Raw genomic sequence first — 26857 nt, 5'->3', positions numbered from 1 at the left:
GTCCACAGAGGACGTGGCCGGACCAGCGGGCCGGGGCTCGCATTCCCGGTAAACTGGTCCGCGATGCGCAAAGTGCTCACCCTTGCCGCCATCGGCCTGCTCGCGATCGTGCTGGTCGTGAGCGACCACCCGTTCCCGCCGCCGTCCGCCCCCGACCGCGAGACGAGGACCGCGGTCGTGGCGCTCGGCGACAGCACGATGTCCGGCGAGGGCGCCGGCGACTACGAGCCGGGCACCGACGGCGAGGACGGCGGCAACTGGTGCCACCGCTCGCGCGGGGCCGAGATCATGAAGGCCGGCGTCGAGGCCGACCGGCGGTTCAACCTCGCCTGCTCGGGCGCGAACTCCGACAAGCTGCGCAACGAACAGCTCCCCCGCCTGCGCGAGGTAGCGGGCTCGCACCGCGTCGTCGCGATCGTCGTGGCCATCGGCGCGAACGACGACCCGCGCTTCTCCGAGATCCTGAACAAGTGCTTCGAGGCGTGGGGCAAGCGCAGCGACTGCACGTCCGCCGTCGCCCCGGAGTGGACCAAGCGCGTGAAGCGGATGGTCCCCAAGGTCGAGAACACCCTCAGCGCCGTCCGCCAGACCATGCGCGACTCGGGCTACCTCGACTCGGAGTACCAGCTCGTCGTGCAGTCGTACGCCGCCCCGGTGTCCCCGAAGATGCCGCGCTCCCTGCAGAACCTCTCCGGCTGCCCGCTGCGCACCACGGACCTGGAGTGGGTCGTCGAGGAGGCCGTGCCGGAACTGTCGAACGGCCTGCGCACCGCCGCGTCGGAGGTGGGCGCCCGCTTCCTCGACCTCTCCCGCGCCGGCGAGGGCCACGAGGCGTGCGCGGGCGGCGACGACCCGGGCACCGAGTGGTTCACCCGCCTGTCGGTCGACTGGGAGGGCCTGACCGACCAGCGGCGCTCCTCGCACGCGCTGCAGGAGTCGTTCCACCCCAACGCCCGCGGCCACGAGCAGATCGCCCGGTGCCTGACGGAGTTCCTGGCGGCGGACGAGCGCGCCGGTGCCTGCGTGCCTCGGCTCGACGGGTCGCTCGGACTCTCGACGGAGAGCTAGGTCCAGGTCTTCAGGTCTTCTCGCGGCCAGCCCGGGTTTCCGTCGCGGGCGAACCTCGCCCAGGCCTCGGCGATGTCGCCGCGGAACATGTCCGGCACGTCGGCGCCGTGGTGGGCCGGAGTGCGCGCGTAAACCGACCTGAAGGCGTGGCCGTGCTCCTCGGCCAGCCTCCTCGTGGGTTCCCGGAACAGCTCTTCGTCCTCGTCCGCCGTGTGGCAGACCATCAGCTCGACCCCGTAGGGGCCCTCCAGCGGGCTGCGCGGGAGGGTGTCGCCGTCCACGACCGGTTGGTAGAGCACGACTCCCGGGTCGGCCCGGCGCTGGGTTTCCCGTGCTTCCTCCGGGGTGAAGAACCTGCCGGCGAGGCTGTGGACGACGGCTTTGTGGAACAGGCCTCGCGCCGCCGGCATCACCATGAGGGCGGCGACCGTCTGGGCTCCCGAGGACTGGCCGGCGACGGTGACGTTGCCGGGGTTGCCGCCGTAGGCCCTGATGTTGCGCCGGATCCACCGCAGTGCGGAGACGACGTCGAGCAGGCCGCGGTTGTGCCGGACGCCGTCGAGGGCGCCGTAGCCGTCTTCGGCCAGCCGGTAGTTGCAGCTGACGAAGACGACGCCCAGCGAGGCCAGGTGGTCGCCCGCGTACTCCGGCTGGGAGGAGGAGCCGACGGTGTTCGCGCCGCCGTGGACCCACAGCAGGACCGGGGCGTCCCGGTCCGCCGTGGACCAGACGTTCAGGGTGTGGGCGTCGCCGAACCCGCCGGTCGGCTCGCCGTCGCGGTCCACCGGCGGGTGGACGCGCAACGGGCCGACGGGCGGTTCGGCGTAGCGGATGCCCAGGTGGGCGGTCAGGCCTCCACCGTCACCTGGTGCGACACCGGCAGGACGCGCAGGTTCGCCGCCGCCCGCTCCAGCTGCGACAGCACGCTCGGCCGCATCCCCGCGATCTCCTGCTCCGCCGCGGCTCCGGCCACCTCCTGCAGCAGCACCTGCTGCGGGTGGTCGCCCTCCGCCGCGGCCACCGCCAGCACGCGGAACGGGGTGCCGGGTGCGAAGACCACGCGTTCCTCGGTGGCGACGGCGACGCGGTCGGACACCTCGACGCGGCGGCCGGTGACCGACCACAGCAGGTACTCCGTGGCGCCCTCTATGCGCGAGGTCGGATTGGCGATGGCGTCCAGCAGGCCGTGTTCGACCACGACCTCGCCGTGGCGGTAGCGGCGCGGGCCGGTTTGGCCGCTCATGCCCCACACGGTCACCACGCCGTTGTGCACGGGCAGGCGGTTCAGGCCCGAGATGATGCAGGCGACGTACGGGCGCAACCGGCCGAGGCGGCCCATTCGGAGCGTGTCGACGACCATTTCTTCGTCTTGCGACACGCACGCGAGGAGTGCCGTGAGGTCGGTGACCATCGCTTCGAACGCGGCCGGGTCCTCCTCGGCGTCCGGGCGCTGGGCGAGCAGGCGGCAGACCGTGGCCGCGTGCACGCCGTAGCGTTCGCCCAGGGCGCGGCGGACCGTGTCGCGTTCGGCGTCGGAGCTGCTGTGGTCCGGGTCGACCGTCTCGCGGTCGGCGGAGACCTCCGCGAACGATTCCCACAGCGCCAGCGGTTGCAGCGGCAGCGGGCCGTCGACGCGGAAGCGCACGGGGGCGTAGTCCGGGTCGTCGGACGGGAAGGCGGCCTCGTCCGGGTCGTCCAGCGCGTGCGACGTCACGGTCGCGATCGCCGGGCCGGCGTCCATGCTCGCGTACGCGGGGCGGTCCGGTTCGGGCTCGACGGGCGTCACGGCGGTGAAGAAGCCGGTGCCGTTGTCCGACGAGTCACGGGTCGACAACGCGTGCGCCGCGGTGCTGGTCGACGAGGCGATCTGCGCCGGAGCGGGCGGAGGAGCGGGCGGAGGCGGCGGTGAGACCTTGGAGTCGCAGAACACCAAACGCAGCAGCTTGCGCACTTCGGGCTCGAGGCGTTCCACGAGAGCAGCGCCGTGCACCGCAACCGCGCCGGGCGTCGTGCGCCCAGGCGTGCCGACGGTCAGACGTGCCCACTCGGGGTCAACGGGCTGAGAGCGCACCTCGGCCGCGTTGTACGGCTCGTCCTGCTCGCGCACCCACAGGCCCGAGGGCACGACCTCCAGCACGACGCCGTCGCCGAGCGCGAACACGCCCGGCGAGACCTCGGACAGGCCCGGTACGGGGGTCCGGTAGCCCGACACGACGGGCACGGACTCGTTCGGCACGCACAGCACCTCGGTCACGAACGGCCGCCACGTCTGCTGGCCGCGCGGGTCGACCGCGATGACGGCGGGACCGCCGCCGCGCAGGTTGCCGACCGGCAGGCCGGTGAACATCGCGATCGGCTCGCCGAGCTGGTCGGCGACGAGGCTGCCCAGACCGGCGTCGATGCCGTACGGCACGAGCCGCACGCGTGACCGGGCCGCCTGGGGCAGCGCGGTCATGAGGCGGCACACCTCGTCGACCGGGATCGCGGACTGGCCGGGACCGCCGACGACGACCGTCAGCACGTTGTCGCGGCACGGCAGCGCCACGATCGGCCGCGAGTCCTGGGCGGTGGGGTCGAACGGCGGCTGCTGCGCGCGCAGCCACAGCCCGGACGGGATGGGCTCGGAGATGCCGACCTCCCCCGTGGGCCACGGCGAGTTCGGGTCCATCGCCTCCCACTGCGGCACCGGGAAACGGCGGCCGAACGGCATCGGTGACGCGTTCGGCTGGAACCGCACCCAGCTGCCGTAGCCCTGGGTGCCCACGACGAACGCGGCACCGGGCACCGTGGTCAGCACGCCGTCCGGCGCGACGACCTCGGTCTGCAGCTGCTCGGCGAGCCACTGCGCGGGCGCGGTCGGGCGCATCGTGCCCGCGTGCGACACCGCGAGCCGGATGGGCCCGCGGCCGCTGAGCGCGGTCACGACGTGCGGCCAGAAGGTGCTTTGGTCCCCGCCGGGGAAGTCGACCACGACCACGGTCCTGCCGCGGTCGGCGGGCAGCGCGCGGGCGAGGCCCGTGGCGCCCTGGCTCGGGCCCTCCTGAGCGGAAACGACGAGCGTCGCCCCGACGAAGTTCGCCGCGAACGGCGTCCTCTGGGGTACCGGCTCCGGCTGCGGCGCCGCTGGTGCTGCCGCTGCCGGGGGCTGCTCGACGGGGTACAGGTCCAGGTCCTGGTCGGTGCTCGTGATGGTCTGAACCCCGAAACTGCTCTGGCCAGAAGCCTGGGTCTGTGTTTGCTGGTCGCCATGGGCGGCGGCACGTCGGCCCATCAAGCGCCTGATCACCTCCGTGCCATCCCGGTCACTCGCCCTTTCGGCTCAATCGGGCAACGGGGGTGCACGCTATCAAGACGCGCCGCACCCCTTCTCACCCAGTCGGGTTATTTGGGGTCATCCGATCGACACCCAGACGGCGTGCGCCCTGCCACACACCCCGTCGGGACCGATGATGGCGGACGCGGAGTACGCCTTGCGCCCCTCCCGGCCGAGTTCCCACGCAAGGAGCACGTGGTCGACGCCGAGCGCGACGGGCTTCTCCACCTGCGCCACGAACGTGCCGAGCACGAACGCCGGTCCCCCGTCCGGGGCGACGGGCTGGGCGGACGGGCAGTCGAGCGCCGCCCAGACGATCTCGGGCAGCACGTGCTCGCCGTCGTTCGGCAGCGCGTCGGAGGGCCGCCACACCCCGGCCCACTCGTCGCGGCCGTCGAGCGGCCCGAGCAGCGCCGCGATGCCGTCCTCGCGGCCGGGACCGCAGCCGAAGCACGTCGGGAACGGGTGCTTGTCGCGCCACGGCACCTTCGCGGACGCCTTGAGGGCCTCGTCGATCGCCGGCGCGGCGGGCACCTCGAGGGCGAGCGTGGCGGGCTCGGCCGACGCGATCACGGTCTCGCCGTCGAGCAGCTGCCCGTCGCGGACCCGCAGCTCGCGGTCGAGCGGCACCGGCTTGCGCAGGCGGACGCTCACGGCCGGGGCCGCGACGTGCGCGGCGAGCAGACCCGCCGAGTAGCCGCCGTTGCCCATCCCGGGCGGCCCGTTGAACCTGCCCGCGACCGTCACCGTGCTCATTCGAGGCCCTCCGCGTACACCCACTGGCCGTTCTCCCGGACGAACCTGCTCCGCTCGTGCACCACGCCTCCGACGTAGTGCGCCCGGAACTCCACGACGCCCTCGTTCTGCAGCAGCCCGCCGTTCTCGGTGGCCAGGATCTCGAGCTTGAGCCAGCGGTCGGTCGAGTCGATCCCGGCGCTGGAGGGGCGGTGCTTCGCGGCCCACGTGCGCAGCAGGTAGTCCTCGTCGGACACGGCGAAAGCGCTGTAGCGCGACCGCATCAGCTGCTCGGCGGTGGCCGCCTTGCGGGCTCCGGAGTGCAGCGCACCGCAGCAGTCCACATAGGACCGGCCGGTGCCGCACGGGCACAGTTTGGTGTTCACGTGCCCATCATGCCTGGTGAACCCGTTAGAACCGATGGCGTGCCTCATACGTACCCCTTGGCAGGACTGACTCGCGGGAGGCGGAGGAGACGGCTGGTGGGTGTCGACAGCAGGACTGAGCTCATACCGCTGCGCACGTGGTTCGGGCTGCGCTGGCGCGGCTACGACCGCGACGAGGTGGACGACTACGTCGCCGAACTGGAGGCCGAGCTGCGCCTGGTCACCGCCGACCGCGACGCGTCGGAGGCACGGGCGGACGCCCTGGCCACCAGGTTGACGGCGGTCCAGGAGGAGAACGCCGCCCTGCAGGACGGCCTGCACCGGATCTGCCTCACGCCGATCGACCCGAAGGGCCTGCCCGAGCGGCTCGCCCGCATGGTCGCCCTGGCCGAGGAGGAACGCCGGGACGTCATCAGGGACGCCCAGCTCAAGGCCCTGATGATCGTGGGCGAGGCGGAGCAGCGCGCCCGCAGGCTCGACGAGGAGGCCGCCGCGAAGCGGGAGAGCGTCCGCGAGGACTTCCGCCTCGCGATGTCGGCCCGCCGGGCCGAGGCGATGCGCGCCCTGGCCGAGCTGCGCAGCGTCGCCCGGGACGAGGCGGAACGCATCGTCGCCGAGGCCAAGGTGCGGAACCTGCACATCGAGTAGTCACCCACGACGAGCCCGGCGGGCCACGTGAGGTGGCTGCGCCGGGCCGGCCGCCAGGGGCCGGGTGGTGCGCTCAGCGCGAGCCGCCACCCGGCCCCCGCCGCTCGCGTGAGCCGGTCGGCCACAACGGGTTCGGTCGCGCCCCACGCCGTCCGGGAGCGTGCGGCAGACGCGTCGCGCCGAAGCCAGGTGGTGGTGCGCTTCGGACAGCCGCGGGCCACGCAGTGCACTCAGCGCCGGCCGCCGCGGTGCGCTCAGCGCGAGCCGCCGCCCGCCCCCGCCGCTCGCGCTGAGCCGGTCGGCCACCCCAGCCGCAGCGGATTCGGTCCACGCCATCGCCGTCCGGGAGCGTGCGTCGCGCCGAAGTCCGGTGATGGTGCGCTCCACGCAGCTGCGAGCCGCCGCGGTGCGCTCAGCGCCAGCCGCCGCCCGACCCCCGCCGCTTGCGCCCCACCACCATCAGCGTCTTGGTGCCTATCACCCGGCCACCCTCGCGCATCCGGTCGATGACCTCGCGCAGGTGCGCCACGTTGTCGAGCCGCACCCGCGCCAGCGCGTCCGGGTCGCCCGCGACGGTGACGATCTCCTGCACCTCGGGGATGCGCATCAGGGCGTCGGTGACCTCCTCGACGCTGGTGTCGCCCGCGAACCGCAGCTCCACGAACGCCTCGAGGCCCGCGCCGAGCTTGCCGTGGTCGACGAGCGCGGTGTAGCCGGTGATCACGCCGAGCCGTTCCAGGCGTTCGACGCGCCGCTTCACCGGGGCGGGCGACAGGCTGACGCGCTCGGCGATGTCCACGAGGGAGCGGCGACCGTCCTCGATCAGCAACGCGAGGATCGCGCGGTCGAGGTCGTCGAGCGTCCCGGAGTCGGCCACGCCGGAACTGTAGTCCGCCGCGCTCTTTTCCCTCGCGCAGCGGGCCTCGGACGACGGAAAAGTGCTCGAAACGAGCCAAACCGCGCGTGATACTTGCGGCGAAAACGAGCCGCTGGTTCCACTTCGTCGCATGACGACGCTGAGCACCGCCGCGAGCGCGGCCCCGACGACCGGCCTGGACGTGCTGCGGGCCGTGGAGCAGCGGGTGTTGTGGCTGTCGACGGCGATCGTGGACCACGCGAACCGCGTGCGGCGCAACACGAGCGGGCTCAAGGTCGGCGGGCACCAGGCGTCGAGCGCCTCGATCACGAGCATCATGACCGCGCTGTGGTTCGAGCACCTGCGGCCGGAGGACCGGGTGTCGGTCAAACCGCACGCCTCCCCCGTGCTGCACGCCATCGAGTTCCTGCTCGGGCAGCTCGACGAGCGGCAGCTGACGACGCTGCGCGAGTTCGGCGGGCTGCAGGCCTACCCGTCGCGCACGAAGGACCCGGCGCCCGCCGACTACTCCACGGGCTCGGTCGGCATCGGGGCGACGGCGCCGATCTGGGGCGCGCTGTCGCGGCGGTACGTGGGCGCGCACTTCGCCGAGCAGCCGCTCGGCCGGCAGTACTCGCTGGTCGGGGACGCCGAGCTGGACGAGGGCGCGTGCTGGGAGGCGGTCCTCGACCCGATGGTCCAGCACCTCGGCGAGATCGTCTGGATCGTGGACTTCAACCGCCAGTCGCTCGACCGCGTCACGCCCGTGCTCGGCGCGGACCGGTCGCGGGCGCTGTTCACCGCGGCGGGCTGGCAGGTGATCACGGTCAAGTACGGCGCCGCGCTGGAGGAGCTGTTCACGCGTCCCGGCGGGGCGGCGTTGCGCGAGCGGATCGACACCATGACCAACGCGGAGTACCAGCGCCTGCTGCGGCACACGCCGGACAAGCTGCGTTCGCTGTTGCCCGGCAAGGGTTCCGACGCCGCGAGCATCGCCGCTTTGCTGGGAGACCTCGACGACGAGCAGCTCACCGGCGCGGTGCGCGGGCTCGGCGGGCACGACCACGAGGCGCTGCGGGCCGCGTTCCACGCGATCGACGACACCCGGCCCACGGTGATCATCGCCTACACGGTGAAGGGCCACGGGCTGCCGACCGCCGGGCACCCGCAGAACCACTCGGCGCTGCTGACCGGAGCGCAGTTCGAGGAGCTGGCGGCGCGCTGCGGGACGTCCGCTTCCCAGCCGTGGCAACGGTTCCCCGCCGGAAGTGCCGAACACCTCGCCTGCGAACGGGCCGCCGGGCGGCTGCGCCGCGCCCCCGTCGAGATCGCGGAACCCCCCGCCGTGCCCGCCGATCTGGGCCGCACGCCGTCCGGCACCGCCACCACGCAGTCGGCTCTGGGCCGCACGCTGCTCGACCTGAACCGCGCCGCCCCCGAGGCCGGCGCGCGGGTCGTCACCGTGTCGCCGGACGTCAGCTCCAGCACCAACCTCGGCGGCTGGGTCAACAAGGTCGGCATCTGGTCGACCGACGAGGGCGTCGACTGGTTCGAGGACGACGCGGAGACGATCCTGCACTGGCGGGAACGGCCGACCGGGCGGCACGTCGAGCTCGGCATCGCGGAGACCAACCTCGTCGGGCTCCTGGGTGAGCTCGGCGCGACCTGGAGCCGTTGGGGCCAGCCACTCCTGCCGATCGGCGTGCTCTACGACCCGTTCGTGACCCGCGCGCTGGAGCCGTGGTCGTTCGGCCTCTACGCGGGCGGGCAGTCGATCCTGGTCGGCACGCCGTCCGGCGTCACGCTGGCGCCCGAGGGCGGTGCGCACCAGTCGATCACCACGCCGTCCATCGGCATCGAGCAACCGGGTTGCACCACGTGGGAACCGGCGTTCGCGCTCGACACCGAGTGGTGCCTCCTGGCCGCGCTGGGCCGGCTGGGACGTCCCGGCGGCTCCTCGGCCTACCTGCGGCTGTCGACCCGCCCGGTCGACCAGACGCTCGCGGCGGTGCCGGCCGACCCCGCCGCCCGCGAACGCCGCCGGCGCCAGGTCGTCGCGGGCGGCTATGCCTTGCGCCGCACCGCGAACACACCCGACGTCACCATCGTCACGATGGGCGCTCTCGTGCCGGAAGCGCTCAAGGCGGCGGAACGGCTCGAAGCTCTCGGCCTGGCCGCGGACGTCCTCTGCCTGACGAGCCCGGACCTGCTGTTCCGCGCCGTCCAGGCCCGCGCCGGCCGTGGCGACGCGCCGACGTGGATCCTCGACTCGCTGTTCCCTGCCGGCCGCGCGGCGCCGCTGGTCACCGTGCTCGACGGCCACCCGCACACGCTCGCGTTCCTCGCGGGCGTGACCGGGCGCGGCGCGGTGCACCTGGGCGTCACCGCGTTCGGCCAGTCCGGCGACCTGGACAGCACCTACCGCGCCCACGGCATCGACACCGGCAGCATCGTCGGCGCGGCGCTCGACGTCACCGGGAGGGCGTGACCACGTCCACCACCTCGTGCAGGCCCAGCTTGCGGTTCAGCGCACGGGCGGCGCGGGTCGCCGCGGTGCGCGGCAGCACGCGGGAGGGCCAGGTCATGGCCCGGTTCACCACCTTGGTCAGCGCCCGGCCCGGGTAGGAGGCCGCACGCCGCCGCTCGTAGTCGTCGAGGGAGCGGGCGGCGACGGTCTCCGGCGTGTCCGCGATCGGGTGGATCGTGGCGGTCGTGCCGTCGAAGAACCCGGTCGCGACCGCCCCGGGGTGCACGGCCATGACGTGCACCCCGGTGCCGCGCAGCTCTTCGGCCAGCGCCTCGGTGAACGACAGCACGAACGCCTTCGTCGCCGCGTAGGTCGCCTGGTACGGCATCGGCTGGAACGCCGCGATGGACGACACGTTGATGATGCCGCCGGACCCGCGTGAGACCAGCTCTCCGCCGATCGCGTGGGTCAGCGCGAGCAGGCCGTCCACGTTGAGCGCCACGGACGTCAGCTGCGGACCCAGCGGGCGCTCGAGGAACGGGCCCGCGCTGCCCGCGCCGGCGTTGTTGACCAGCAGGTCGACGCTCAGCCCGCGCTCGCGCAGCTCCTCCAGCACCCGATCGGGCCCGTCCGGCGCCGTGAGGTCGGCGACGACCACCTCCACCTCCACGCCGTGCCGCTCCCGGACCTCGGCCGCCAGCGCGCGCAGGCCGGCCTCCGACCGCGCCAGCACCACCACCCGTGCTCCCCGCCGCGCCAGCTCCAGCGCGTACGCCCGGCCCAGCCCCTTCGACGCGCCGGTGACGAGCGAGGTCACACCCCGGTAGCTCACAGGTTCCTCCATTGTTTCGAGTCTCGAAGCATCGACGCTAGCACGATACTTCGAGACTCGAAACACCGGTAGGATGGTGACATGACCGCGTCCGACCTCACCGCGGCGGTCGCCGCGGTCCACGAGTCCTGGATGCGGACCGTCGACCTGATCACCCCGGTGCTGACCGAACACCGCCTGACCACGGCGACGTTCCAGGCCCTGTGGGCGATCGACCCGGCCGAGCAGCCGCCGTCGATGAAGGTCATGGCCGAGCGCCTGTACTGCAACGCCCCGAACCTCACGTTCATGAGCAACCAGCTCGTGGACCGAGGCCTGGTGGAGCGCGCCGTCGACCCGGCCGACCGCCGCTCGCGCGTGCTGGTGCTGACCGCGAAGGGCCGCAGGGTGCGCGACGAGGTGATGCGCGCGGCGCTGGAGAACACACCGCTGGGGGCGCTGACCGCCGACGAGCTGCGGCAGCTCACCGCCCTGCTGAACCGCGCCCTGAGCACCTAGGGAGGATCAGGCAAGCAGCCGGGAGCTTTGATCTCGGATTCCACCGCCTGAGCCGGTCTTATTGGTTCTACCGAAACCAAGCAGACCGGACAGGCGGTAGGAAAATGACAGTGGCCATCGTGACCGGCGGCAGCTCCGGCATCGGCTGGAGCACGGCCGTGGAACTGGCGCGGCGGGGCGCCTCCGTGATCCTCACCTACAGCTCCAACGAGGCGGGGGCGAGGAACGCGGTCGCGGCCGTCGAGCGGGACGGCGGCACCGCGGTGGCCCTGCCGCTGGACGTCGGCCGCAGCGAGACCTTCGGGGCCTTCCGCGACCGGGTCGCCGAGGTGCTCGGCGACTGGGGCCGCGAGACGGTCGACGTGCTGGTCAACAACGCGGGCTTCGCCGAGACGGCGCTGTTCCCGGACCTGTCCGAGGAGCTGTTCGACCGCTTCTACCGCGTACTGCTCAAAGGCCCGTTCTTCCTCACCCAGACGCTGCTGCCACTCCTCTCCGACGGCGCCGCGGTGATCAACACGACGAGCAGCTCCACCCAGCTCGCCGAACCGGGCTACTCCGGCTACGCCTCCATGAAGGGCGCGCTGGTCGTGCTCACCCGCTACCTCGCCAAGGAGCTCAGCCCGCGCGGCATCCGCGTCAACTCCGTCTCCCCCGGCGCCACCCGCACGCGCCTCGGCGGCGACGCCGTCGAGCGGTTCCCGGAGGTCGTGCCCGTGATCGCCGCCAGGACCGCGCTCGGGCGCATGGGCGAGCCCGAAGACGTGGCCGTGGCGATCGCCGCGCTCGCGGGTGAGGACGGCCGGTGGATCACCGCGCAGGACGTCGAGGTGTCCGGCGGCTTCGGGCTCTGACACCGTTCGCCGGCAACGAGGTCGCCGTCGCGTGCGGTGACCTCTCAGCCGGCGACCGGCGCGGGGACGGCCGACCCGACCCGCGGCAGCGTGAAGCGGATCGTGGTGCCGGTACCGGCGCCGGTGCCGAGCCAGATGCGGCCGCCGTGGTACTCGACGATCTTGCGGCACATCGCCAGCCCGATGCCGGTGCCCGCGTAGAGGTCCTTGGGGTGCAGCCGCTGGAAGATCACGAAGATCCGCTCGGCGTACTGCTCCTCGATGCCGATCCCGTTGTCCCGCACCGAGAACACCCACTGGTCGTCCTCGCCCGGCTCGGCGTCGACCCGCACGCGCGGGGCCTCGTCGCCGCGGAACTTGACCGCGTTGCCGATCAGGTTCCGGAACACCGCCGTCAGCAGCCGCGCCTCGCCCTCGACCTCGGGCAGGGTGCCCACCTCGACCACGGCACCGGACTCCTCCAGCGCCTCGGAGAGGTCGCGGCACGCCTCGTCGACGAGGTCGGCGGCGGGCACGACCACGTGCTTGTCGCGGTGCCGGCCGACGCGGCTGAAGGCGAGCAGGTCGTTGATCAGCGACTGCATGCGCTTGGCGCCGTCGACGGCGAAGTCGATGTACTGGACGGCGCGCTCGTCGAGCTGGTCGCGGTAGCGCCGTTCGAGCAGCTGGCAGAAGCTCGCCACCTTGCGCAGCGGCTCCTGGAGGTCGTGGGACGCGACGTAGGCGAACTGCTCCAGCTCCGCGTTGGACCGGCGCAGCTCCGCCGTCGCGGCGTCGAGGGCCGCGTTGTGCTCCCGCGTCCGGTGCAGGTCCTCGACGACCCGCGTGCGCATGGTGTCGACGTCGCGGCCCAGCGCGCGGAGCTCCTGCGGGCCGGTGGCGGTCACCGTGCGCGAGAACTCGCCGCCCGCGACCAGACCGACCTGCCGGCGCAGCCTGCTCAACGGCCTCACGACGTGCACCAGCATCGCGGCGACGCAGGCCAGCACCGCGACCAGCAGCACCGCCAGCGCGACGATGCACGTGACCGCCATCCGGGTCGCGGAGTCGTTGAGCGCAGCACGCCCCTCCGCCCGCTGCACGGCCAGCTCGGTCTGCAACGTCGAGAGCGCGGTGCGGACCGCGTCGAACCTCTGCTTGCCGAGCGCCTCGTCCGGCACCGGGCTGCCCGCGCGGACCGCGGCGATCGCGGGGTCGGCGTAGTCGCTGCGCCACGCGGCGAGCGCGGTGTCGACGGCCGCGACGTGCGCGGTGACCTCCGGGGTGTTCAGGACCATGACGGTCGCACGTGCCGCCGCCTGCCGGTCGAGCCCGTTCTCGTACGGCTTCAGGAATTCCGCCTGGCCGCTGAGCCGGTAGCCGCGGACGCCGTTCTCCTGGTCGACGAGGTCGGCGCCGAGCTGCTGGGAGCTGACCACCGCGGGGCCGATCACGTCCAGCAGCCGCGACCGCGCGCGGGAGAGCTCGCCGATGGCCAGCAGCACCGCCACGGTCGCCGCCAGCAACACCGCGACGAGCGCCACCGAGATCCACACGGACCACCGCCGCAACGACGGACCACCTGGTGCGCCAACAGAATCCGGTTCCGCGTGCACGACCCCTCCCCGACCACGGCGCGCAGGCGCCGAACCCCGACCCGCGTCGAGTCGCGCAATCCTAGGTTCGCCGTGCGGACGCTCCGAGCCCCACCCTCGCAACGCGAAGAAAAGCGCGGGACCCGGCGTGCGGGCCCCGCGCTCACTTCCGGACGGCGCTGCCGTCCGGCGTCACTTCGTGGCGATCTTGTCCCCCGGCTTGATCAGGTCGGGGTTGGTCAGGAAGCGGCTGTTCTTGGCGACCAGCGCCTGCCAGCCGCCCTCGATGCGCAGCGCCTCGGCGATCCCGCTGAGGGTGTCGCCCGCCTTGATCTCGTAGTCACCGTCCGGGTTGCTGGTCGACGGCGCGGCCACCGGAACCACGGGCACCGCGCGCGGCGCGGTCCTGCCGACGGCCGCACGCTGGCCCTGGCGGGTGGGCTGCTGCTTCACGGCTGTCCCGCCGCGCCGCCCGCACACGCCCCACGCCCCCAGTCCCTGGGTGCGCAGAACCCGTTCGGCCACGCGGATCTGCTCCTCGCGCGACGCCTGGTGCGCGCTGCCGGTGCCGCCGTGCGACTGCCAGGTGGACTGGCTGAACTGCAGTCCGCCGTAGTAGCCGTTGCCTGTGTTGGTCGACCAGTTGTTGCCGCTCTCGCACTGCGCGATCCGGTCCCAGTCGACCGACGGGGAGGCGGCGGCGACCGCCGCGCCCGTCGTGACGAGAGCCGCCGCCGAGACGGCGACGAACAGGGCGCGAGCGGTGGTGGTACCACGGAGATGGCGCATGGCTCTTTCGAACCCCGCCTCGCTCTCGCCTGCAGCAGCGCCTGTCCGGCGGGGGTTTGTCCTGCGTGTGGGACAGGGTGAGCCGGTGGACAGGTGAGCGGCCGGCTTGCCCTGGTGGTGCCGCGACCTCGCGGTCGCTGGCAGCGAACGTAAGAACGGTTCGCCGGGTTCGCAGCGCCGTACGCGGGCAAGATCACTCAATAGGTGATGATGGCGGGCAACGAGGTTTCGCGGGCCTCCGACCGCGCGGGACACGTCCACAGGTCGCTGCGAAAGCCTTCCTGGCTGCATGAACGGGCGTGAGACCCCGGAGGCGGCGCCTTCACACCAGGCGTGTTCGGGCGCCGCGGCGGTGCCGTCTCCGGAGCCTCGGCCGCGCCTGTCGCGGACGAGACCCGCGGGACGGGCCCTAGCTGCGTGAACGGGCGTTCCGGAGCAGCTCCGCCGCCTGGTCGCGAGCCAGGCCGACGGCATCGGGGAACGTGCCGAAGCCGTGGGCGACGAGCGCGCCCTCGTGCAGCAGCAGGAGCGTCCGGCCGAGCCCGTCCGCCCGCTCCGGGGCGATCTCCCGGACCAGGTCGGTGAACAGGGCGAGCATCCACTCCTTCTGCCCCACGACGATCGGGTGCGCGGGGTGCGCGGGGTCGCTGATCTCCGCGTGGGCGTTGACCATGGCGCACCCCTTGCGGCTGTGCTCGGACGACCAGTCGCGGGACGCGTCGAAGACGGCCAGGACGCGCGCCACCGGGTCCTGGCCCGCGGACTCCAGGTACCGGTCCAGGAAGGCGCGCCAGCGTTCGTCGCGGCCGGCCAGGTACTCGACGACGATCTGCTCCTTCGAGCCGAACCGGTCGTAGAGCGTCTTCTTCGTGACCCCGGCCTCGGCGGCGATCAGGTCGACGCCCACGGCGTGGATCCCGCGCTCGTAGAACAACCTCCCGGCGGCCTCCAGGGCGCGCTGGGCGGCCGGGGTCAGGGTGATCCGTCGCGGCTTCTCCACGACGTCGATTATACCGATCTGTATAGTCGGTGGGTATACAGATCGGTATAGGGAGGTGTGGCGGGTGAACTTCCTGCTCTCGACCGCTTTCGTGCTCTGCTGGAGCTCCGGGTTCATCGGGGCGAAGCTCGGGGCGGGGAGCGCGCCCGCCGTCACGGTGCTGCTGTGGCGTTTCCTGCCGCTCGCCGTCCTCCTCCTCGCGGTGGCGGTCGCCAGGAGGTGGTGGCGGGGCCTCACCGCGCGGGACGTGGGCCGGCAGGCGGTGATCGGCGTCCTGTCGCAGAGCGGGTACCTGCTGACGGTCTACCACGCGATCGAGCTCGGGGTCTCCAGCGGCACGACGGCTCTGATCGACGGCGTGCAGCCGCTCGTCGCCGGAGCGCTGGCAGGGCCGCTGCTGCACCAGCACGTCTCGCGCGGGCAGTGGCTCGGCCTGTGCCTGGGCGTGGGCGGCGTCGTGGTCGTCACCGGGGCCGACGCGGCGGCCGGCACCGGGGTGGACCGGTGGGCCTACCTCGTCCCGTTCCTCGGCATGCTCTCGCTGGTGGCGGCCACGCTGCTCGAAGGCCGGTCGCGCACGGAGGTGGCGCCCGCGGTGGCCATGACCACCCACTGCCTCACGAGCGCCGTCGTGTTCACCGCGCTCGCCCTAGGCACCGGCACCGCGGCCCCGCCCGCGGACCCCGCGTTCTGGGGCGCGATCGCGTGGCTCGTGGTCCTGCCCACCTTCGGCGGGTACGGGCTCTACTGGGTCATCCTGAGGCGTTCGGGGATCACGAAGGTGAACACCCTGATGTTCCTCATGGCTCCGGTCACGGCCGTGTGGGGCGCCCTGGCGTTCGGCGAACCCTTCGGCCCGCACACCGCTTTCGGTCTCGCGCTCGGCCTCGCGGCGGTCGTCGTCGTGCAGCGCGACCGGTCGTCAACTCCCGCGCACGCGTAGGCCGTCGAACGCCACGCGCACCACCGCGTCCGCGAGCTCGGCGGCGCCGAGCCCGCCCTGCGGCCGGTACCACTCGATGACCGAGTTGACCATGCCGAACAGCAGCCTGGTCGTCGTCGCGGGGTCGACGTCCGCCCGCAGGTCGCCTTCGGCCGCCGCGTCGGCCACCAGCGCGGTGACGACCTGGTCGAACTCGCGGCGGCGGGCCAGAGCGTCGCGTTCGGTCTCGCTGTTCCCCCGCACCCGCAGCAGGAGCGTCACGAACGGCAGCCGCTCGACCAGGACCGCGACGCTGCCGCGGACGAGGTGCTCCAGGCGGTCGACCGCGCGACCACCCACGGCGTCGAGCTTCGCCACCTCGGCGAACAGGCCGTCCAGCGCGCGGTCGACCGCCAGCCGCAGCAGCGCCTCCTTGCCGGGGACGTGGTGGTAGAGGGCGGACTTCGTGACTCCCAGGCGGTGCGCGAGGTCCTGGATGCTGGTGCTGTCGTAGCCGCGCTCGTAGAACAGCTCCGCGGCGGCCTCGAGCAGCGTCTCCAGGTCGTAGCCCGGCCGGCCGCGGCGCCTCGTCCCGCCGTTCTGCGTCGTGGTCATGCCGCCCAGTCTCCCCCACCTTCCGACCGATTTACTGACCGAACGTTCTGTTATACCGTGGCACGGAGAGCCGTGAAGGGCAACGGTCTGCGAAGGGAACCCGCACTGTGACTGCACTGCTGGAGAGCTACGCCGCGGGCCGCTGGTTCCGCGCCGGCGCCGCGGGAGAGCCGCTGCTCGACGCGGTGACCGGCGAGGAGGTCGCGCGGCTGTCGAGTGAAGGCCTCGACCTGCGCCAGATGACCGAGCACGCCAGGCGCGTCGGCGGCCCGGCGATCCGCGAGCTGACGTTCCACCAGCGCGCGCTGCTCATCAAGGAGCTGGCCAAGCACCTCAGCGCCGAGAAGGACTCGCTGTACGAGCTGTCGTACCGCACGGGTGCGACGAAGCGCGACTCGCTCGTCGACGTCGACGGCGGCTTCGGCACGCTGTTCAGCTTCGCCGGCAAAGGCGTGCGCGAGCTCCCCAACGACATCGTCGTGCTGGACGGCGGCCTCGAACGACTCGGCCGCGAGGGAACGTTCCTGGGCCAGCACATCTACACCTCGCGCCCCGGTGTGGCGGTGCAGATCAACGCCTTCAACTTCCCCGTGTGGGGCATGCTCGAGAAGCTCGCGCCGGCGTTCCTCGCCGGCCTGCCGAGCATCGTGAAGCCCGCGTCCCAGACGGCCTACCTCACCGAGGCCGTGGTCCGCCGGATCATCGAGTCCGGCATCCTCCCGGAGGGGTCGCTGCAGCTGCTGTCCGGCAGCCCGCGCGGCCTGCTCGACGTGCTCGACGAGCAGGACTCGGTGGCGTTCACCGGATCCGCGCACACGGCGGGAATCCTGCGCAACCACCCGAACGTCCAGCACGGCGGCGTGCGCCTGCAGGTCGAGGCGGACTCGCTGAACTGCTCGATCCTCGGCCCCGACGTGCGGCCCGGCGACCCCGAGTTCGACCTCTTCGTCAAGGGCGTCGTCACCGAGATGACCGTGAAGGCCGGCCAGAAGTGCACGGCGATCCGGCGCGCGATCGTGCCGGAGCAGATCGCCGGCGAGGTGACGGAGGCGATCGCCGCGCGGCTGGCGAAGATCACCGTGGGCCACCCGGCCGACGAGAGCGTGCGGATGGGCGCGCTGGCGTCGCTCGGGCAGCGGGACGAGGTGCGCAAGGCCGTCGAGTCGCTGCGGAACTCGGCGGAGATCGTCTTCGGCGACCCTGACCGGGTGGACGTCGTCGGCGCGGACCCCGAACGGGGGGCGTTCCTCTCCCCCGTCCTGCTGCGGGCGCGCGCCGATGCCTCCGAACCCCACGACGTCGAGCCGTTCGGCCCGGTCAGCACGGTGATCACCTACCGCACCACCGCGGAGGCCGTCGAGCTCGCCGCACGCGGCAGGGGCAGCCTCGTCGGGTCGGTCGTCACGCACGACCCCGCCGTGGCCCGGCAGGTCGTGCTCGGCGTGGCGCCGTGGCACGGCCGGATCCTGGTGCTGGACCGCGACGACGCCAAGGAGTCGACGGGGCACGGCAGCCCGCTGCCGATGCTCGTGCACGGCGGCCCCGGCCGCGCGGGTGGCGGCGAGGAGCTCGGTGGCGTTCGCGGCGTGCTGCACCACATGCAGCGCACCGCCGTGCAGGCGTCACCGGACATGCTCACGGCGATCACCGGCCGCTGGACGACCGGGTCGAAGCGCGTCGCCGACGAGGTGCACCCGTTCCGCAAGTCGCTGGCGGAGCTGAAGATCGGTGACACGGTCGAGTCCGGGACGCGGCAGGTGACGCTCGCCGACATCGACCACTTCGCCGAGTTCACCGGCGACACGTTCTACGCCCACACCGATCCCGAGGCGGCCGCGGCGAACCCGTTGTTCGGCGGCATCGTGGCGCACGGCTACCTGGTGGTGTCGCTCGCGGCGGGGCTGTTCGTCGAACCGAACCCCGGCCCGGTGCTCGCCAACTTCGGCGTGGACAACCTGCGGTTCCTCACGCCGGTCAAGGCGGGCGACACGATCGCGGTCACGTTGACGGTCAAGCAGATCACGCCGCGCACCAACGCCGAGTACGGCGAGGTGCGCTGGGACGCCGTGGTGTCCAACCAGGACTCCGAGCCGGTCGCCACCTACGACGTCCTGACGCTGGTGGCCAAGAGCTGAACGCCGGAGGGAGCCGCGGGAAGCGGCTCCCTCCCGGCACCGGCGCGACGGCGACCGGTGATCCCGGCGCCGCGCGGTCGTCCGTCCACAACGGACTTCGCTCCCCCGACGCGCGCACGGCCGCCCGGCAGCTCAGCTGGGCCACTCCGGCATCTCGGCGGTGGCCGCGTACTGCGGCACGAGCTGGTCGCACCTCGGCTCGCGGGGGGCGGTCACGGGTACCGACGGCGCCGCCGCGTGCGCCGCGGACACGCCACTCACGTACTCGGCGTAGAGCTCGTCGAAGATCGGTGTTCCGCTCATGCAGTGCATGGTGAGCAGACGAGATAACGGAACACGTCACAAACAGCCTAAATCGCTGGATGGGGTGACATCCGGATTCACCTGGGTGGGCGACGGTCCACAATCCGTTTCATCTTGCCGACCGACCGCTCGATCCCGCCCGGCGCGACCACGTCCACGGCGATCGTGACGCCGATGGAGTTCTTCACGAGCTTTTCGAGCTGTGCCGCCGTGTCGCCCGCGACGGCGTCCTCGCGGTGCTCGACCACGACGGTCAGGTCGTCGAGGTTGCCGGTGCGGCTCAGCACGCACTGGAAGTGCGGGGACAGCGCGGGGACCTTGAGGACCAGCTCCTCGATCTGCGTCGGGAAGAGGTTCACGCCGCGCAAGATGATCATGTCGTCGGTGCGGCCGGTGATCTTCTCGATCCGGCGCGTCGACCGCGCGGTGCCGGGCAGCAGCCGGGTCAGGTCCCGGGTGCGGTAGCGGATGACCGGCATCGCCTGCTTGGTCAGGGAGGTGAACACGAGCTCGCCCTCCTCGCCGTCGGGCAGGACCTCGCCGGTGACCGGGTCGATGACCTCCGGGTAGAAGTGGTCCTCCCAGACGTGCAGGCCGTCCTTGGTCTCGACGCACTCGCTCGCCACACCCGGCCCGATCACCTCGGACAGGCCGTAGATGTCCACGGCGTGCATGTCGAGGCGTCGCTCCATCTCGGCGCGCATGTCGTTGGTCCACGGCTCGGCGCCGAAGATGCCGACCTTCAGCGACGTCGAGCGCGGGTCGACGCCCTGGCGCTCCATCTCGTCGATGATCGAGAGCATGTAGGACGGCGTGACCATGATGATGTCGGGCTCGAAGTCGCGGATCAGCTGGACCTGGCGTTCGGTCATGCCGCCGGACACCGGCACGACGGTGCACCCGAGCTTCTCCGCGCCCGCGTGCGCGCCGAGGCCACCGGTGAAGAGGCCGTAGCCGTAGGCGTTGTGCAGGACGTGGCCCCGGCGTCCTCCGGCGGCACGGATGCTGCGCGCCATCACCGTGGCCCACGTGTCGAGGTCGTCGCGGGTGTAGCCGACGACGGTGGGCCTGCCGGTGGTGCCCGAGGAGGCGTGCACGCGCACGACTTCCTCGCGCGGCACCGCGAACATGCCGAACGGGTAGTTGTCGCGCAGGTCGGCCTTCGTGGTGAACGGCAGCTTCGCGAGGTCTGCCAGCGTCTTCACGTCGTCGGGGTGCACGCCCGCCGCGGCGAAGGCGGAACGGTAGTGCGGCACGTTGTCGTACGCGTGCCGGACGGACCACTTCAGCCGTTCGAGCTGCAACGCCCGGAGCTCGTCCACCGACGCGGTCTCGATCGGCTCCAGGTCCCCCGGCCGGGGGCTCAGGTCCAGCATCGCGTCCTCCTCCGTTGCCGCCGGCGACGGCAGGATAGTTGACGAACTGCCCGCCGATGCCGAGCGCTGCCAGGCGATGCGCCACCTCGCCGCTACAGGTCCGCCATCGCCGACTTCGGGTTCTCCAGGCAGTCCGCGACGAACCGGAGGAACCCGCCCGCCGTGCCGCCGTCGCAGACCCGGTGGTCGAACACGAGCGACAGCTGCACGACGTGCCGCACGGCGATCTCCCCGTCGACCACCCACGGCCGGGGCAGGATCCGGCCCATGCCGAGGATCGCGACCTCCGGGTGGTTGATGATCGCGGCGCTGCCGTCGACGCCGAGCACCCCGTAGTTGTTCAGGGTGAACGAGCCCGAGCTGAGCTCGGCGGCCGTGGCGGTGCCCGCGCGGGCGGCGGCGGTGAGCCTGCGGATCTCGGCGTCGAGGCCGCGCATGCTCAGGCGGTGCGCGTCCCGGACCGCCGGGACGACGAGGCCGCGGTCGGTCTGCGCGGCGAGACCGAGGTTGACGCCGTCGAGGTGGGTGATCTCGTCGCGGTCGGTGTCCACGCGGGAGTTGAGCTCGGGGAAGCGGGCGAGTCCGGCCACGACGAACCGGGCGACCACAGCGAGGATCCCCGGTGCCGCACCGGTTCCCTTCAGCTCGTCGCGGAGCTCGACCAACGCGGTCGCGTCGACGTCCACCCAGGTCGTCGCCTCGGGGATCTCGGTGCGGCTGCGGGACAGCGTGGTGGTGACGGCCTTGCGCACGCCCGTGAGCGGCACGCGGGTGCGGATCGGCAGACCGGTGCGCCGGTCGACGTCGCCGACCGGCTCGCTCACGGCCGCCACGGGTTCGAGCGCGGCTTGGACGTCGCGCCGGGTGATGAGCCCGCCGGGGCCGGTGCCGGTGAGCGCGCCGAGGTCGACGCCGTTGTCCCGGGCGAGGCGGCGCACGATCGGCGACTGCACGGCGGGGCGTTCTCCACCGCGCGCGGGCGCGGCGGACCGGTCCGCCGGCGCCACCTTCCTCCTGCGGCGCCGCGAGGTGCCGCCCTGCGAGGTCCCGTAGCCGATCAGGACGTTGCCGGACCCGGCGCGTTCCTCCTCGACGTAGGTCTCGGCGGCGGAGTGCCGGGCGTCGACCGAGATCAGGGGCGATCCGACCCGCAGGGTGGCGCCCTCCTCGCCGTGCAGCCGCGCGACGACGCCGCCGAACGGCGACGGCACCTCGACCACCGCCTTGGCCGTCTCGACCTCGGCCACGGGCTCGTCCACGGCGATCGGGTCACCGGTCTCGACGAGCCACCGGACCAGCACGGCCTCGGTCAGCCCCTCGCCGAGGTCGGGCAGGTCGAACACCTGCGTGCTCATGCGGCGTCCTCCCACTGCAGCGTGTCGACGGCGTCGAGGATCCGGTCCACGCCGGGCAGGAAGTGGTGCTCCAGCTTCGGCGCGGGGTAGGGGACGTCGAACCCGGTGACCCGGCGGACCGGCGCCTCGAGGTGGTGGAAGCACTGCTCCCCCACCCGTGCCGCGATCTCCGAGGCCACCGAGGCGAAACCGGGTGCTTCGGCGACGACGACCGCGCGGCCGGTCCGGCGGACCTCGGCGCAGACGGTCTCGTCGTCGAACGGCACGATCGAGCGCAGGTCGACCACGCCCAGGTCGCGGCCCTCGGTCGCGGCCTGCGCGGCGGCGGCCAGCGCCACCGGCACGGAGGGGCCGTAGGCGATCAGCGTGGCGTCCTTCCCGCGGCGCCGGACGACGGCGCGGCCGATGGGCGGCACCGGGACCGCGACGTCGACCTCCTCCTTGGAGAAGTAGTGCTTCTTGGGCTCCAGGAAGATCACGGGGTCGAAGCCCGCGATGGCCGCGCGCAGCAGGCCGTAGGCGTCGGCGTTGGTGGCCGGGGCGACGACGGTGAGGCCCGGGGTGTGGGCGTAGTAGGCCTCGGAGGAGTCGCAGTGGTGCTCCACGCCCCCGATTCCGCCCGCGTAGGGGATCCGGATGACGATCGGCAGCCGCACCTTGCCGCGCGTGCGGTTGCCGAGCTTCGCGACGTGGCTGACGATCTGCTCGAACGCGGGGTACGCGAAGGCGTCGAACTGCATCTCGACGACCGGGCGCAGGCCGTTCATGGCCATGCCGACCGCCATGCCGACGATCCCGGACTCGGCCAGCGGGGTGTCGAAGACCCGGCTCTCGCCGAACTCGCGGTGCAGCCCGTCGGTCACGCGGAAGACGCCGCCCAGCTGGGCCACGTCCTCGCCGAACACGACGACGGAGCTGTCCTCGGCGAGGGCGTCGCGCAACGCGGCGTTGATCGCCTGCGCCATCGTGAGCTTCCCGGCGCTCATCAGGCCTCCTCGGCGTCGAGCTCGGCCCGCAGAGCCGCGCGCTGCCGCGCCAGCTGGGGCGTGGGGGTGGAGTAGACGTGGGCGAAGATCTCCTCGGGGTCGGCGGGCGACCCGGCGCCGACTCCGGCGCGGACCGCCGCCGCCATCTCCTCGGCCGCCGCGTGGATCTCCCGGTCGCGTGCGTCGTCGAGCGCGCCGACCGCCGTCAGGTAGGTCTTCACCCGCAGCAGCGGGTCGCGCGGGAGCCACTCGGTGACCTCGTCGTCGGTGCGGTAGCGGCTGGCGTCGTCGGCGTTGGTGTGCGACTCGACGCGGTAGGTGTCCGCCTCGACGAGCGTCGGCCCCTCTCCCGCGCGGGCACGGGCGACGGCCTCGCCGAGCACCTTCTCGAGCGCGGGCAGGTCGTTGCCGTCCACGCGCACACCGGGCATGCCGTACCCGATCGCCTTGGCGGCGAGCGACGGCGCGACGGACTGGCGCGCGAGCGGCACGGAGATCGCGTACTTGTTGTTCTGCACGAAGAAGACGACCGGTGCGCGGAACACGGCGGCGAAGTTGCAGGCCTCGTGGAAGTCGCCCTCGCTCGTGGCGCCGTCACCGCACAGCGCCATCACGACCGTGTCCTCGCCCTTGAGCCGTGCCGCGTGGCCGACGCCGACCGCGTGCAGCAGCTGCGTGGCGAGCGGCGTGGCCTGGGGCGCCACCTTGTGCTCGTTCGGGTCGTAGCCGCAGTGCCAGTCGCCGCTCAGCAACGTGAGCACCTCGACCGGGTCCACCCCGCGGGCGGCGATAGCGGCCGTGTCGCGGTAGGTCGGGAACAGCCAGTCGCCGTCGGAGAGCACCGACGCGCACGCGACCTGGCAGGCCTCCTGCCCCCGCGAGGACGGGTACACCGCCAGCCGTCCCTGCCGGACCAGCGCGCCGCACTGCTCGTTCAGGCGACGGGCGAACACGAGCTTGCGGTACCCCTCGGCCAGCGCCCCGGCGTCCGGTTTCGGCGCTCCCCTGACCAGCCGGCCGGTCTCGTCGAGCAACCGGGCCGGGGTGATGGCCGCCTTGAGCTGACCGGCACTCATCCGCACCTCCGCGAGCAGTTCCACCAGGCCCGAATGCTGACAAGATCAGTGGCCAATCGGCTAGATCCGCGCGACAGTGCGAGACGATTGACTTCGTGCGTCGATTCAGCCGGTCCACTTGGACCGGTTGACGGCGCTTTGCACCTCGGGAGTGAGACACGTGGACGCGGAACTGGACGAGATCGACCGCCGGATCCTCGGCGAACTGGAGGCGGACGGCCGGCTGTCCGGCCGCGCGCTGGCCGAACGCGTGACGATCTCGCGCGCCAACGCCTACGCCCGGTTCGAACGCCTCGTCGCGGACGGGGTGATCACCGGCTTCACCGCGCGGGTCGACCCGGTGAAGGTCGGGCTGACCACGTCGGCGTACGTGGCGATGACGGTGCGGCAGAACAACTGGCGGGATCTGCAGGTCCGGTTGCGGGCCATCCCCGAGGTGCGGCACATGGCGCTCATGGGCGGCGAGTTCGACGTGATGCTGTTGGTCAGGGCGCAGGACAACAACGCGTTGCGGCGCGTGGTCCTGGAGGAGCTGCAGACGATCCCCGGAGTGCTGTCCACCAAGACGTTCCTCATCTTCGAGGACGCCGAGAACTGAGCTTCACGTCACATCGGGTGGAAGTTGACACCGGTGTCAACGAATAGCGTCGAAAGCGTCCGCAGTTCGACGGCGCAGGAGTGATCCACGATGAGCAAGGCGTTGGGGTACAAGGCTTTCGGCGACGCGAGCGTGCAGGAGTTCTTCGATCGGCCGGACCCCGTGCCCGGCCCTGCCGAGGTCCTCGTGCGCGTCGAGGCCGCCGGGGTCAACCCGCTCGACCACAAGCTGCGGGCGGGGCACGTCTCCGCGATGAACGGCCACCTGCCGTTCCCCCAGGTGCTCGGCATGGAGGCCGCCGGGACCGTGCTCGCGGTCGGCGAGGACGTGACGGGCCTGGCCGTCGGCGACCGGGTCACCGGCTTCGCGCTGACCGGTGCCGGCACCTACGCGGAGACGACGCTGCTGCTCGGCACCTCCACGGCCCGCATCCCCGACGCGCTGCCCGCCACCTGGGCGGCCACCATCCCCGTCGCCGGCACCACCGCGCTGGACGTGCTCGACCAGCTCGGCCTGCTCGCCGGGGCGTCGTTGCTCGTGAACGGGATCGGTGGCGGCGTCGGCATCGCGCTGGCCCAGCTCGCGCGCGACCGCGGCCTGGTGGTCACGGGCACGGCCGGCACGGCGAAGCGCGACCTCGTCGAGGCGACCGGCGCGACCTTCGTCGACTACACCGAAGGCGATGTGGCGCAACGGTTGCGGGCGCAGGCCCCGGACGGTTTCGACGCCGTGGTCGACAACGTCGGCGGAGACTCGCTGCGCGAGATCGCCCCTCTGGGCAGGACGGTCATCTCCGTCGGCGACCCGTCCGTCACCGAGGTCGGCGGGGTGGCGGTCGAGCGCCGGGTCGACCGGGCGGGTCTCGAACGCGTCGCGGAGCTGATGGTCGCCGGGAAGCTCGACCCGCACATCACCGGGACGTACTCGCTGACACGGGCGAACGAGGCGCTGGCGCTGGTCGAGTCGCTGCACGCCCGGGGCAAGGTCGTCATCGACATGGGCCTCTGACCGGGGCTCAGCCGGCGTCGGCCCCCTGCCGGTAGCGGGTGTTGCCCTCGATCAGCGCGTCGAGCGCGGCCCTGGCCTCGACGAGCCGGGTGATGTCGGCGGTCAGCCGGTCGCGTTCGCCGACCATGGCGGTGAACGCGTCCTCGGCGATCCCCCTGTCGTCGCTGTCCACGCACGGCAGCAGCCGGGCGATCACCTTGCTGCCCAGTCCCGCGTCGAACAGCCGGCGGATGACCTCGACGCGGGCCACCTCCGTCGCCGCGTAGTGCCGCTGACCGCCGACGGACCGCGTGCTGTGCATCAGCCCCTGCTGCTCGTAGTACCGCAGGGAACGGGCGCTGACGCCCGTCAGCCGGGCCAGCTCGCCGATCTTCATCGTCGGGGCGGGAGACGTCGCGGTCACGGGTCCAGCGTAACCCCGCCGGCGCCGTGACCCCGGCGTCACCGTCCACATGCGACTCCGGTCGCGGGCCCGGCTCAGGCCGCGGCGGTCGCTGGGGCCTTCCTCACCGCCGAACCGAGCCGGATCGCCGACACCAGGAAGAAGATCCCGCCGACCGCGGCGTAGCCCGCCACGGAGGTGAGCGCGGCGCCGGGCTGGGAGGCCATCAGGATGAACGACGTGCCGGCGCCCACGGACAGACCACCGCTGAGGATCATGGGCCACTGACCGCCCATGCGGCGTCGGCGGACGCCGACGACCAGTTGCACGACGCCCGAGACGATCGCCCAGGCACCCCACACCTGGAGGATGCCGGGGGTGCCGGACGTGGCACCGGCGGCCGCGACGCCCCCGGCCGCCAGCAGGCTGACGGCGATGTTCACGTACAGGCCCAGCACGTTCTCCGACTGCCGGGAAGCACGCGCGTCGGCGATCGCGGCGGCCACGTCGAACAGCGGGTAGAGCACGACGAGCGCGAGGACGACCGGCCCGAGCCCGGCCCCGGTCAGAGCCACCAGAACGGCCCAGGCGAGGGCGAACGCGGCGCGGACGAAGTACAGCCGCCGCAGGGACGACGCGGCGGAACTGGTGCTGGTCACAGGACTTCCTTCGGTTCGGCGTGGACGGCGGGACCCGTGGCTCGTCGTTACCCGACGACACGAGACCGAACGTTCTATCTCATTCCATCCTGAGGGCGGCGTCGCGCCCGTGTCAAGACCGAACGTTCTACCTACTTCAGGTGGGCCACGACCAACCCGCTTGCCGAAACCCCGTGACTGCGGGTAGACCTGGGAGCGTGCCCCTCACCGTCCGTCTCGCCCGTGGCCGTCGGCCGCGTGGCTGCCGCGCGCCCGCCCGGCGCGTGCTGGGACGCAGGGTGCGGTACGTGATCGGCTCCGAGGCGGGCCAGGTCAACGGGATGCGATGGCGTCGTGCGCCGCGCATCGCGCGGGATCGCTGACTCCCAGACCACTCACGACACCACCCGGGACCGGACGTCCCGGGTCAGGAGCACATCGCC

Annotated in this window: 27 protein-coding genes; 10 read left to right on the top strand and 17 right to left on the bottom strand. The window is 72.5% G+C overall.

What is annotated here, in order from left to right; all coding sequences use genetic code 11:
- Positions 1-63: 63 nt before the first annotated feature.
- Entirely contained in the window at positions 64-1068 is a 1005-nt protein-coding gene (locus V1227_RS01290; RefSeq protein WP_329790549.1) for a GDSL-type esterase/lipase family protein, read from the top strand.
- Here the strand turns inward: V1227_RS01290 and V1227_RS01285 are convergent.
- The 4 genes from V1227_RS01285 to V1227_RS01270 form a co-directional block, all read right to left on the bottom strand.
- Positions 1065-1871: a carboxylesterase family protein gene (locus tag V1227_RS01285; protein WP_329790548.1), complete on the bottom strand. Its 807-nt coding sequence runs from the start codon at positions 1869-1871 to the stop codon at positions 1065-1067. The two genes, V1227_RS01290 and V1227_RS01285, sit on opposite strands and share 4 nt — an antisense overlap.
- A 44-nt stretch (positions 1872-1915) precedes the next feature.
- A complete protein-coding gene (locus tag V1227_RS01280) occupies positions 1916-4339 on the bottom strand; it encodes a hypothetical protein (protein WP_329790547.1) in 2424 nt (807 codons plus the stop codon).
- Positions 4340-4459: 120 nt separating this feature from the next.
- Positions 4460-5137 carry a hypothetical protein gene (locus V1227_RS01275; RefSeq protein WP_329790546.1) on the bottom strand — a complete coding sequence of 226 codons (678 nt, stop codon included), beginning with the start codon at positions 5135-5137 and terminating at the stop codon, positions 4460-4462.
- Positions 5134-5502, bottom strand: coding sequence for a YchJ family protein (locus tag V1227_RS01270; protein WP_329790545.1), 369 nt, complete (start codon positions 5500-5502; stop codon positions 5134-5136). Before V1227_RS01270 ends, V1227_RS01275 begins: the two co-directional genes overlap by 4 nt.
- Before the next feature lie 96 nt (positions 5503-5598).
- Between V1227_RS01270 and V1227_RS01265 the strand changes: the two genes are divergently transcribed.
- Positions 5599-6150, top strand: a complete 552-nt coding sequence (locus tag V1227_RS01265; protein ID WP_329790544.1) for a DivIVA domain-containing protein — start codon at positions 5599-5601, stop codon at positions 6148-6150.
- A gap of 412 nt (positions 6151-6562) precedes the next feature.
- On the opposite strand, the gene V1227_RS01260 is transcribed toward V1227_RS01265, so the two are convergent.
- Positions 6563-7027: an Lrp/AsnC family transcriptional regulator gene (locus tag V1227_RS01260; RefSeq protein WP_329790543.1), complete on the bottom strand. Its 465-nt coding sequence runs from the start codon at positions 7025-7027 to the stop codon at positions 6563-6565.
- A gap of 130 nt (positions 7028-7157) precedes the next feature.
- Between V1227_RS01260 and V1227_RS01255 the strand changes: the two genes are divergently transcribed.
- On the top strand, positions 7158-9494 hold the full coding sequence (locus tag V1227_RS01255) for a transketolase-like TK C-terminal-containing protein (protein WP_329790542.1): 2337 nt from the start codon (positions 7158-7160) through the stop codon (positions 9492-9494).
- Here the strand turns inward: V1227_RS01255 and V1227_RS01250 are convergent.
- Entirely contained in the window at positions 9478-10317 is an 840-nt protein-coding gene (locus tag V1227_RS01250; protein ID WP_329790541.1) for an SDR family NAD(P)-dependent oxidoreductase, read from the bottom strand. The two genes, V1227_RS01255 and V1227_RS01250, sit on opposite strands and share 17 nt — an antisense overlap.
- 69 nt (positions 10318-10386) lie before the next feature.
- Between V1227_RS01250 and V1227_RS01245 the strand changes: the two genes are divergently transcribed.
- On the top strand, positions 10387-10803 hold the full coding sequence (locus V1227_RS01245; RefSeq protein WP_329790540.1) for a MarR family winged helix-turn-helix transcriptional regulator: 417 nt from the start codon (positions 10387-10389) through the stop codon (positions 10801-10803).
- Between the two features lie 104 nt (positions 10804-10907).
- Positions 10908-11657 (top strand): SDR family NAD(P)-dependent oxidoreductase, encoded by a 750-nt coding sequence (locus tag V1227_RS01240; protein WP_329790539.1) that lies wholly within the window; start codon positions 10908-10910, stop codon positions 11655-11657.
- A 44-nt stretch (positions 11658-11701) separates the two neighbouring features.
- Here the strand turns inward: V1227_RS01240 and V1227_RS01235 are convergent, their stop codons facing one another.
- The 3 genes from V1227_RS01235 to V1227_RS01225 all read right to left on the bottom strand — a co-directional run bounded on the left by V1227_RS01235 (position 11702) and on the right by V1227_RS01225 (position 15020).
- Complete coding sequence (locus V1227_RS01235) at positions 11702-13192, bottom strand: sensor histidine kinase (protein WP_329790538.1); 1491 nt, start codon at positions 13190-13192, stop codon at positions 11702-11704.
- Between the two features lie 231 nt (positions 13193-13423).
- A complete protein-coding gene (locus tag V1227_RS01230; protein WP_329790537.1) occupies positions 13424-14020 on the bottom strand; it encodes a transglycosylase family protein in 597 nt (198 codons plus the stop codon).
- A 409-nt stretch (positions 14021-14429) separates the two neighbouring features.
- Positions 14430-15020, bottom strand: a complete 591-nt coding sequence (locus V1227_RS01225; protein ID WP_329790536.1) for a TetR/AcrR family transcriptional regulator — start codon at positions 15018-15020, stop codon at positions 14430-14432.
- A 64-nt stretch (positions 15021-15084) separates the two neighbouring features.
- Here V1227_RS01225 and V1227_RS01220 point away from each other — a divergent pair, with 64 nt between their 5' ends.
- Positions 15085-15963 (top strand): DMT family transporter, encoded by an 879-nt coding sequence (locus V1227_RS01220; protein WP_329790535.1) that lies wholly within the window; start codon positions 15085-15087, stop codon positions 15961-15963.
- On the opposite strand, the gene V1227_RS01215 is transcribed toward V1227_RS01220, so the two are convergent.
- Positions 15943-16557, bottom strand: coding sequence for a TetR/AcrR family transcriptional regulator (locus V1227_RS01215; protein ID WP_329790534.1), 615 nt, complete (start codon positions 16555-16557; stop codon positions 15943-15945). The two genes, V1227_RS01220 and V1227_RS01215, sit on opposite strands and share 21 nt — an antisense overlap.
- Positions 16558-16664: 107 nt before the next feature.
- Between V1227_RS01215 and paaZ the strand changes: the two genes are divergently transcribed.
- Positions 16665-18692 (top strand): phenylacetic acid degradation bifunctional protein PaaZ, encoded by a 2028-nt coding sequence (paaZ, locus tag V1227_RS01210; protein WP_329790533.1) that lies wholly within the window; start codon positions 16665-16667, stop codon positions 18690-18692.
- A gap of 132 nt (positions 18693-18824) precedes the next feature.
- Here paaZ and V1227_RS01205 read toward each other — a convergent pair whose 3' ends face one another.
- The 5 genes from V1227_RS01205 to pdhA all read right to left on the bottom strand — a co-directional run bounded on the left by V1227_RS01205 (position 18825) and on the right by pdhA (position 23788).
- The gene (locus tag V1227_RS01205; protein WP_329790532.1) at positions 18825-18995 is read right to left on the bottom strand and encodes a hypothetical protein; all 171 of its coding nucleotides are present in this window, start codon (positions 18993-18995) and stop codon (positions 18825-18827) included.
- A 77-nt stretch (positions 18996-19072) separates the two neighbouring features.
- Entirely contained in the window at positions 19073-20371 is a 1299-nt protein-coding gene (gene paaK / locus V1227_RS01200) for a phenylacetate--CoA ligase PaaK (protein WP_329790531.1), read from the bottom strand.
- A gap of 92 nt (positions 20372-20463) precedes the next feature.
- Entirely contained in the window at positions 20464-21726 is a 1263-nt protein-coding gene (locus tag V1227_RS01195; protein ID WP_329790530.1) for a dihydrolipoamide acetyltransferase family protein, read from the bottom strand.
- The gene (locus tag V1227_RS01190) at positions 21723-22712 is read right to left on the bottom strand and encodes an alpha-ketoacid dehydrogenase subunit beta (RefSeq protein ID WP_329790529.1); all 990 of its coding nucleotides are present in this window, start codon (positions 22710-22712) and stop codon (positions 21723-21725) included. Before V1227_RS01190 ends, V1227_RS01195 begins: the two co-directional genes overlap by 4 nt.
- Positions 22712-23788, bottom strand: coding sequence for a pyruvate dehydrogenase (acetyl-transferring) E1 component subunit alpha (pdhA, locus tag V1227_RS01185; protein ID WP_329793934.1), 1077 nt, complete (start codon positions 23786-23788; stop codon positions 22712-22714). The genes V1227_RS01190 and pdhA overlap by 1 nt, the downstream gene beginning before the upstream one ends.
- Positions 23789-23948: 160 nt before the next feature.
- Between pdhA and V1227_RS01180 the strand changes: the two genes are divergently transcribed.
- Both V1227_RS01180 and V1227_RS01175 read left to right on the top strand, forming a co-directional pair.
- On the top strand, positions 23949-24386 hold the full coding sequence (locus V1227_RS01180; protein WP_090104294.1) for an Lrp/AsnC family transcriptional regulator: 438 nt from the start codon (positions 23949-23951) through the stop codon (positions 24384-24386).
- A gap of 90 nt (positions 24387-24476) precedes the next feature.
- Entirely contained in the window at positions 24477-25394 is a 918-nt protein-coding gene (locus V1227_RS01175; RefSeq protein ID WP_329790528.1) for an NADP-dependent oxidoreductase, read from the top strand.
- Between the two features lie 7 nt (positions 25395-25401).
- Here the strand turns inward: V1227_RS01175 and V1227_RS01170 are convergent, their stop codons facing one another.
- The gene (locus tag V1227_RS01170; protein WP_329790527.1) at positions 25402-25797 is read right to left on the bottom strand and encodes a MerR family transcriptional regulator; all 396 of its coding nucleotides are present in this window, start codon (positions 25795-25797) and stop codon (positions 25402-25404) included.
- 74 nt (positions 25798-25871) lie between these two features.
- The gene (locus V1227_RS01165) at positions 25872-26435 is read right to left on the bottom strand and encodes a DUF308 domain-containing protein (RefSeq protein ID WP_329790526.1); all 564 of its coding nucleotides are present in this window, start codon (positions 26433-26435) and stop codon (positions 25872-25874) included.
- 20 nt (positions 26436-26455) lie between these two features.
- On the opposite strand from V1227_RS01165, the gene trpM reads away from it, so the two are divergent.
- Entirely contained in the window at positions 26456-26797 is a 342-nt protein-coding gene (trpM, locus tag V1227_RS40505; protein ID WP_442916438.1) for a tryptophan biosynthesis modulator TrpM, read from the top strand.
- Positions 26798-26857 lie beyond the last annotated feature (60 nt).

The organism is Lentzea sp. DG1S-22 (assembly GCF_036321065.1).
Lineage (GTDB): Bacteria > Actinomycetota > Actinomycetes > Mycobacteriales > Pseudonocardiaceae > Lentzea > Lentzea jiangxiensis.
Note: the sequence above shows the minus strand (reverse complement) of the source record. Positions and strands in the feature narration are given on the sequence as shown.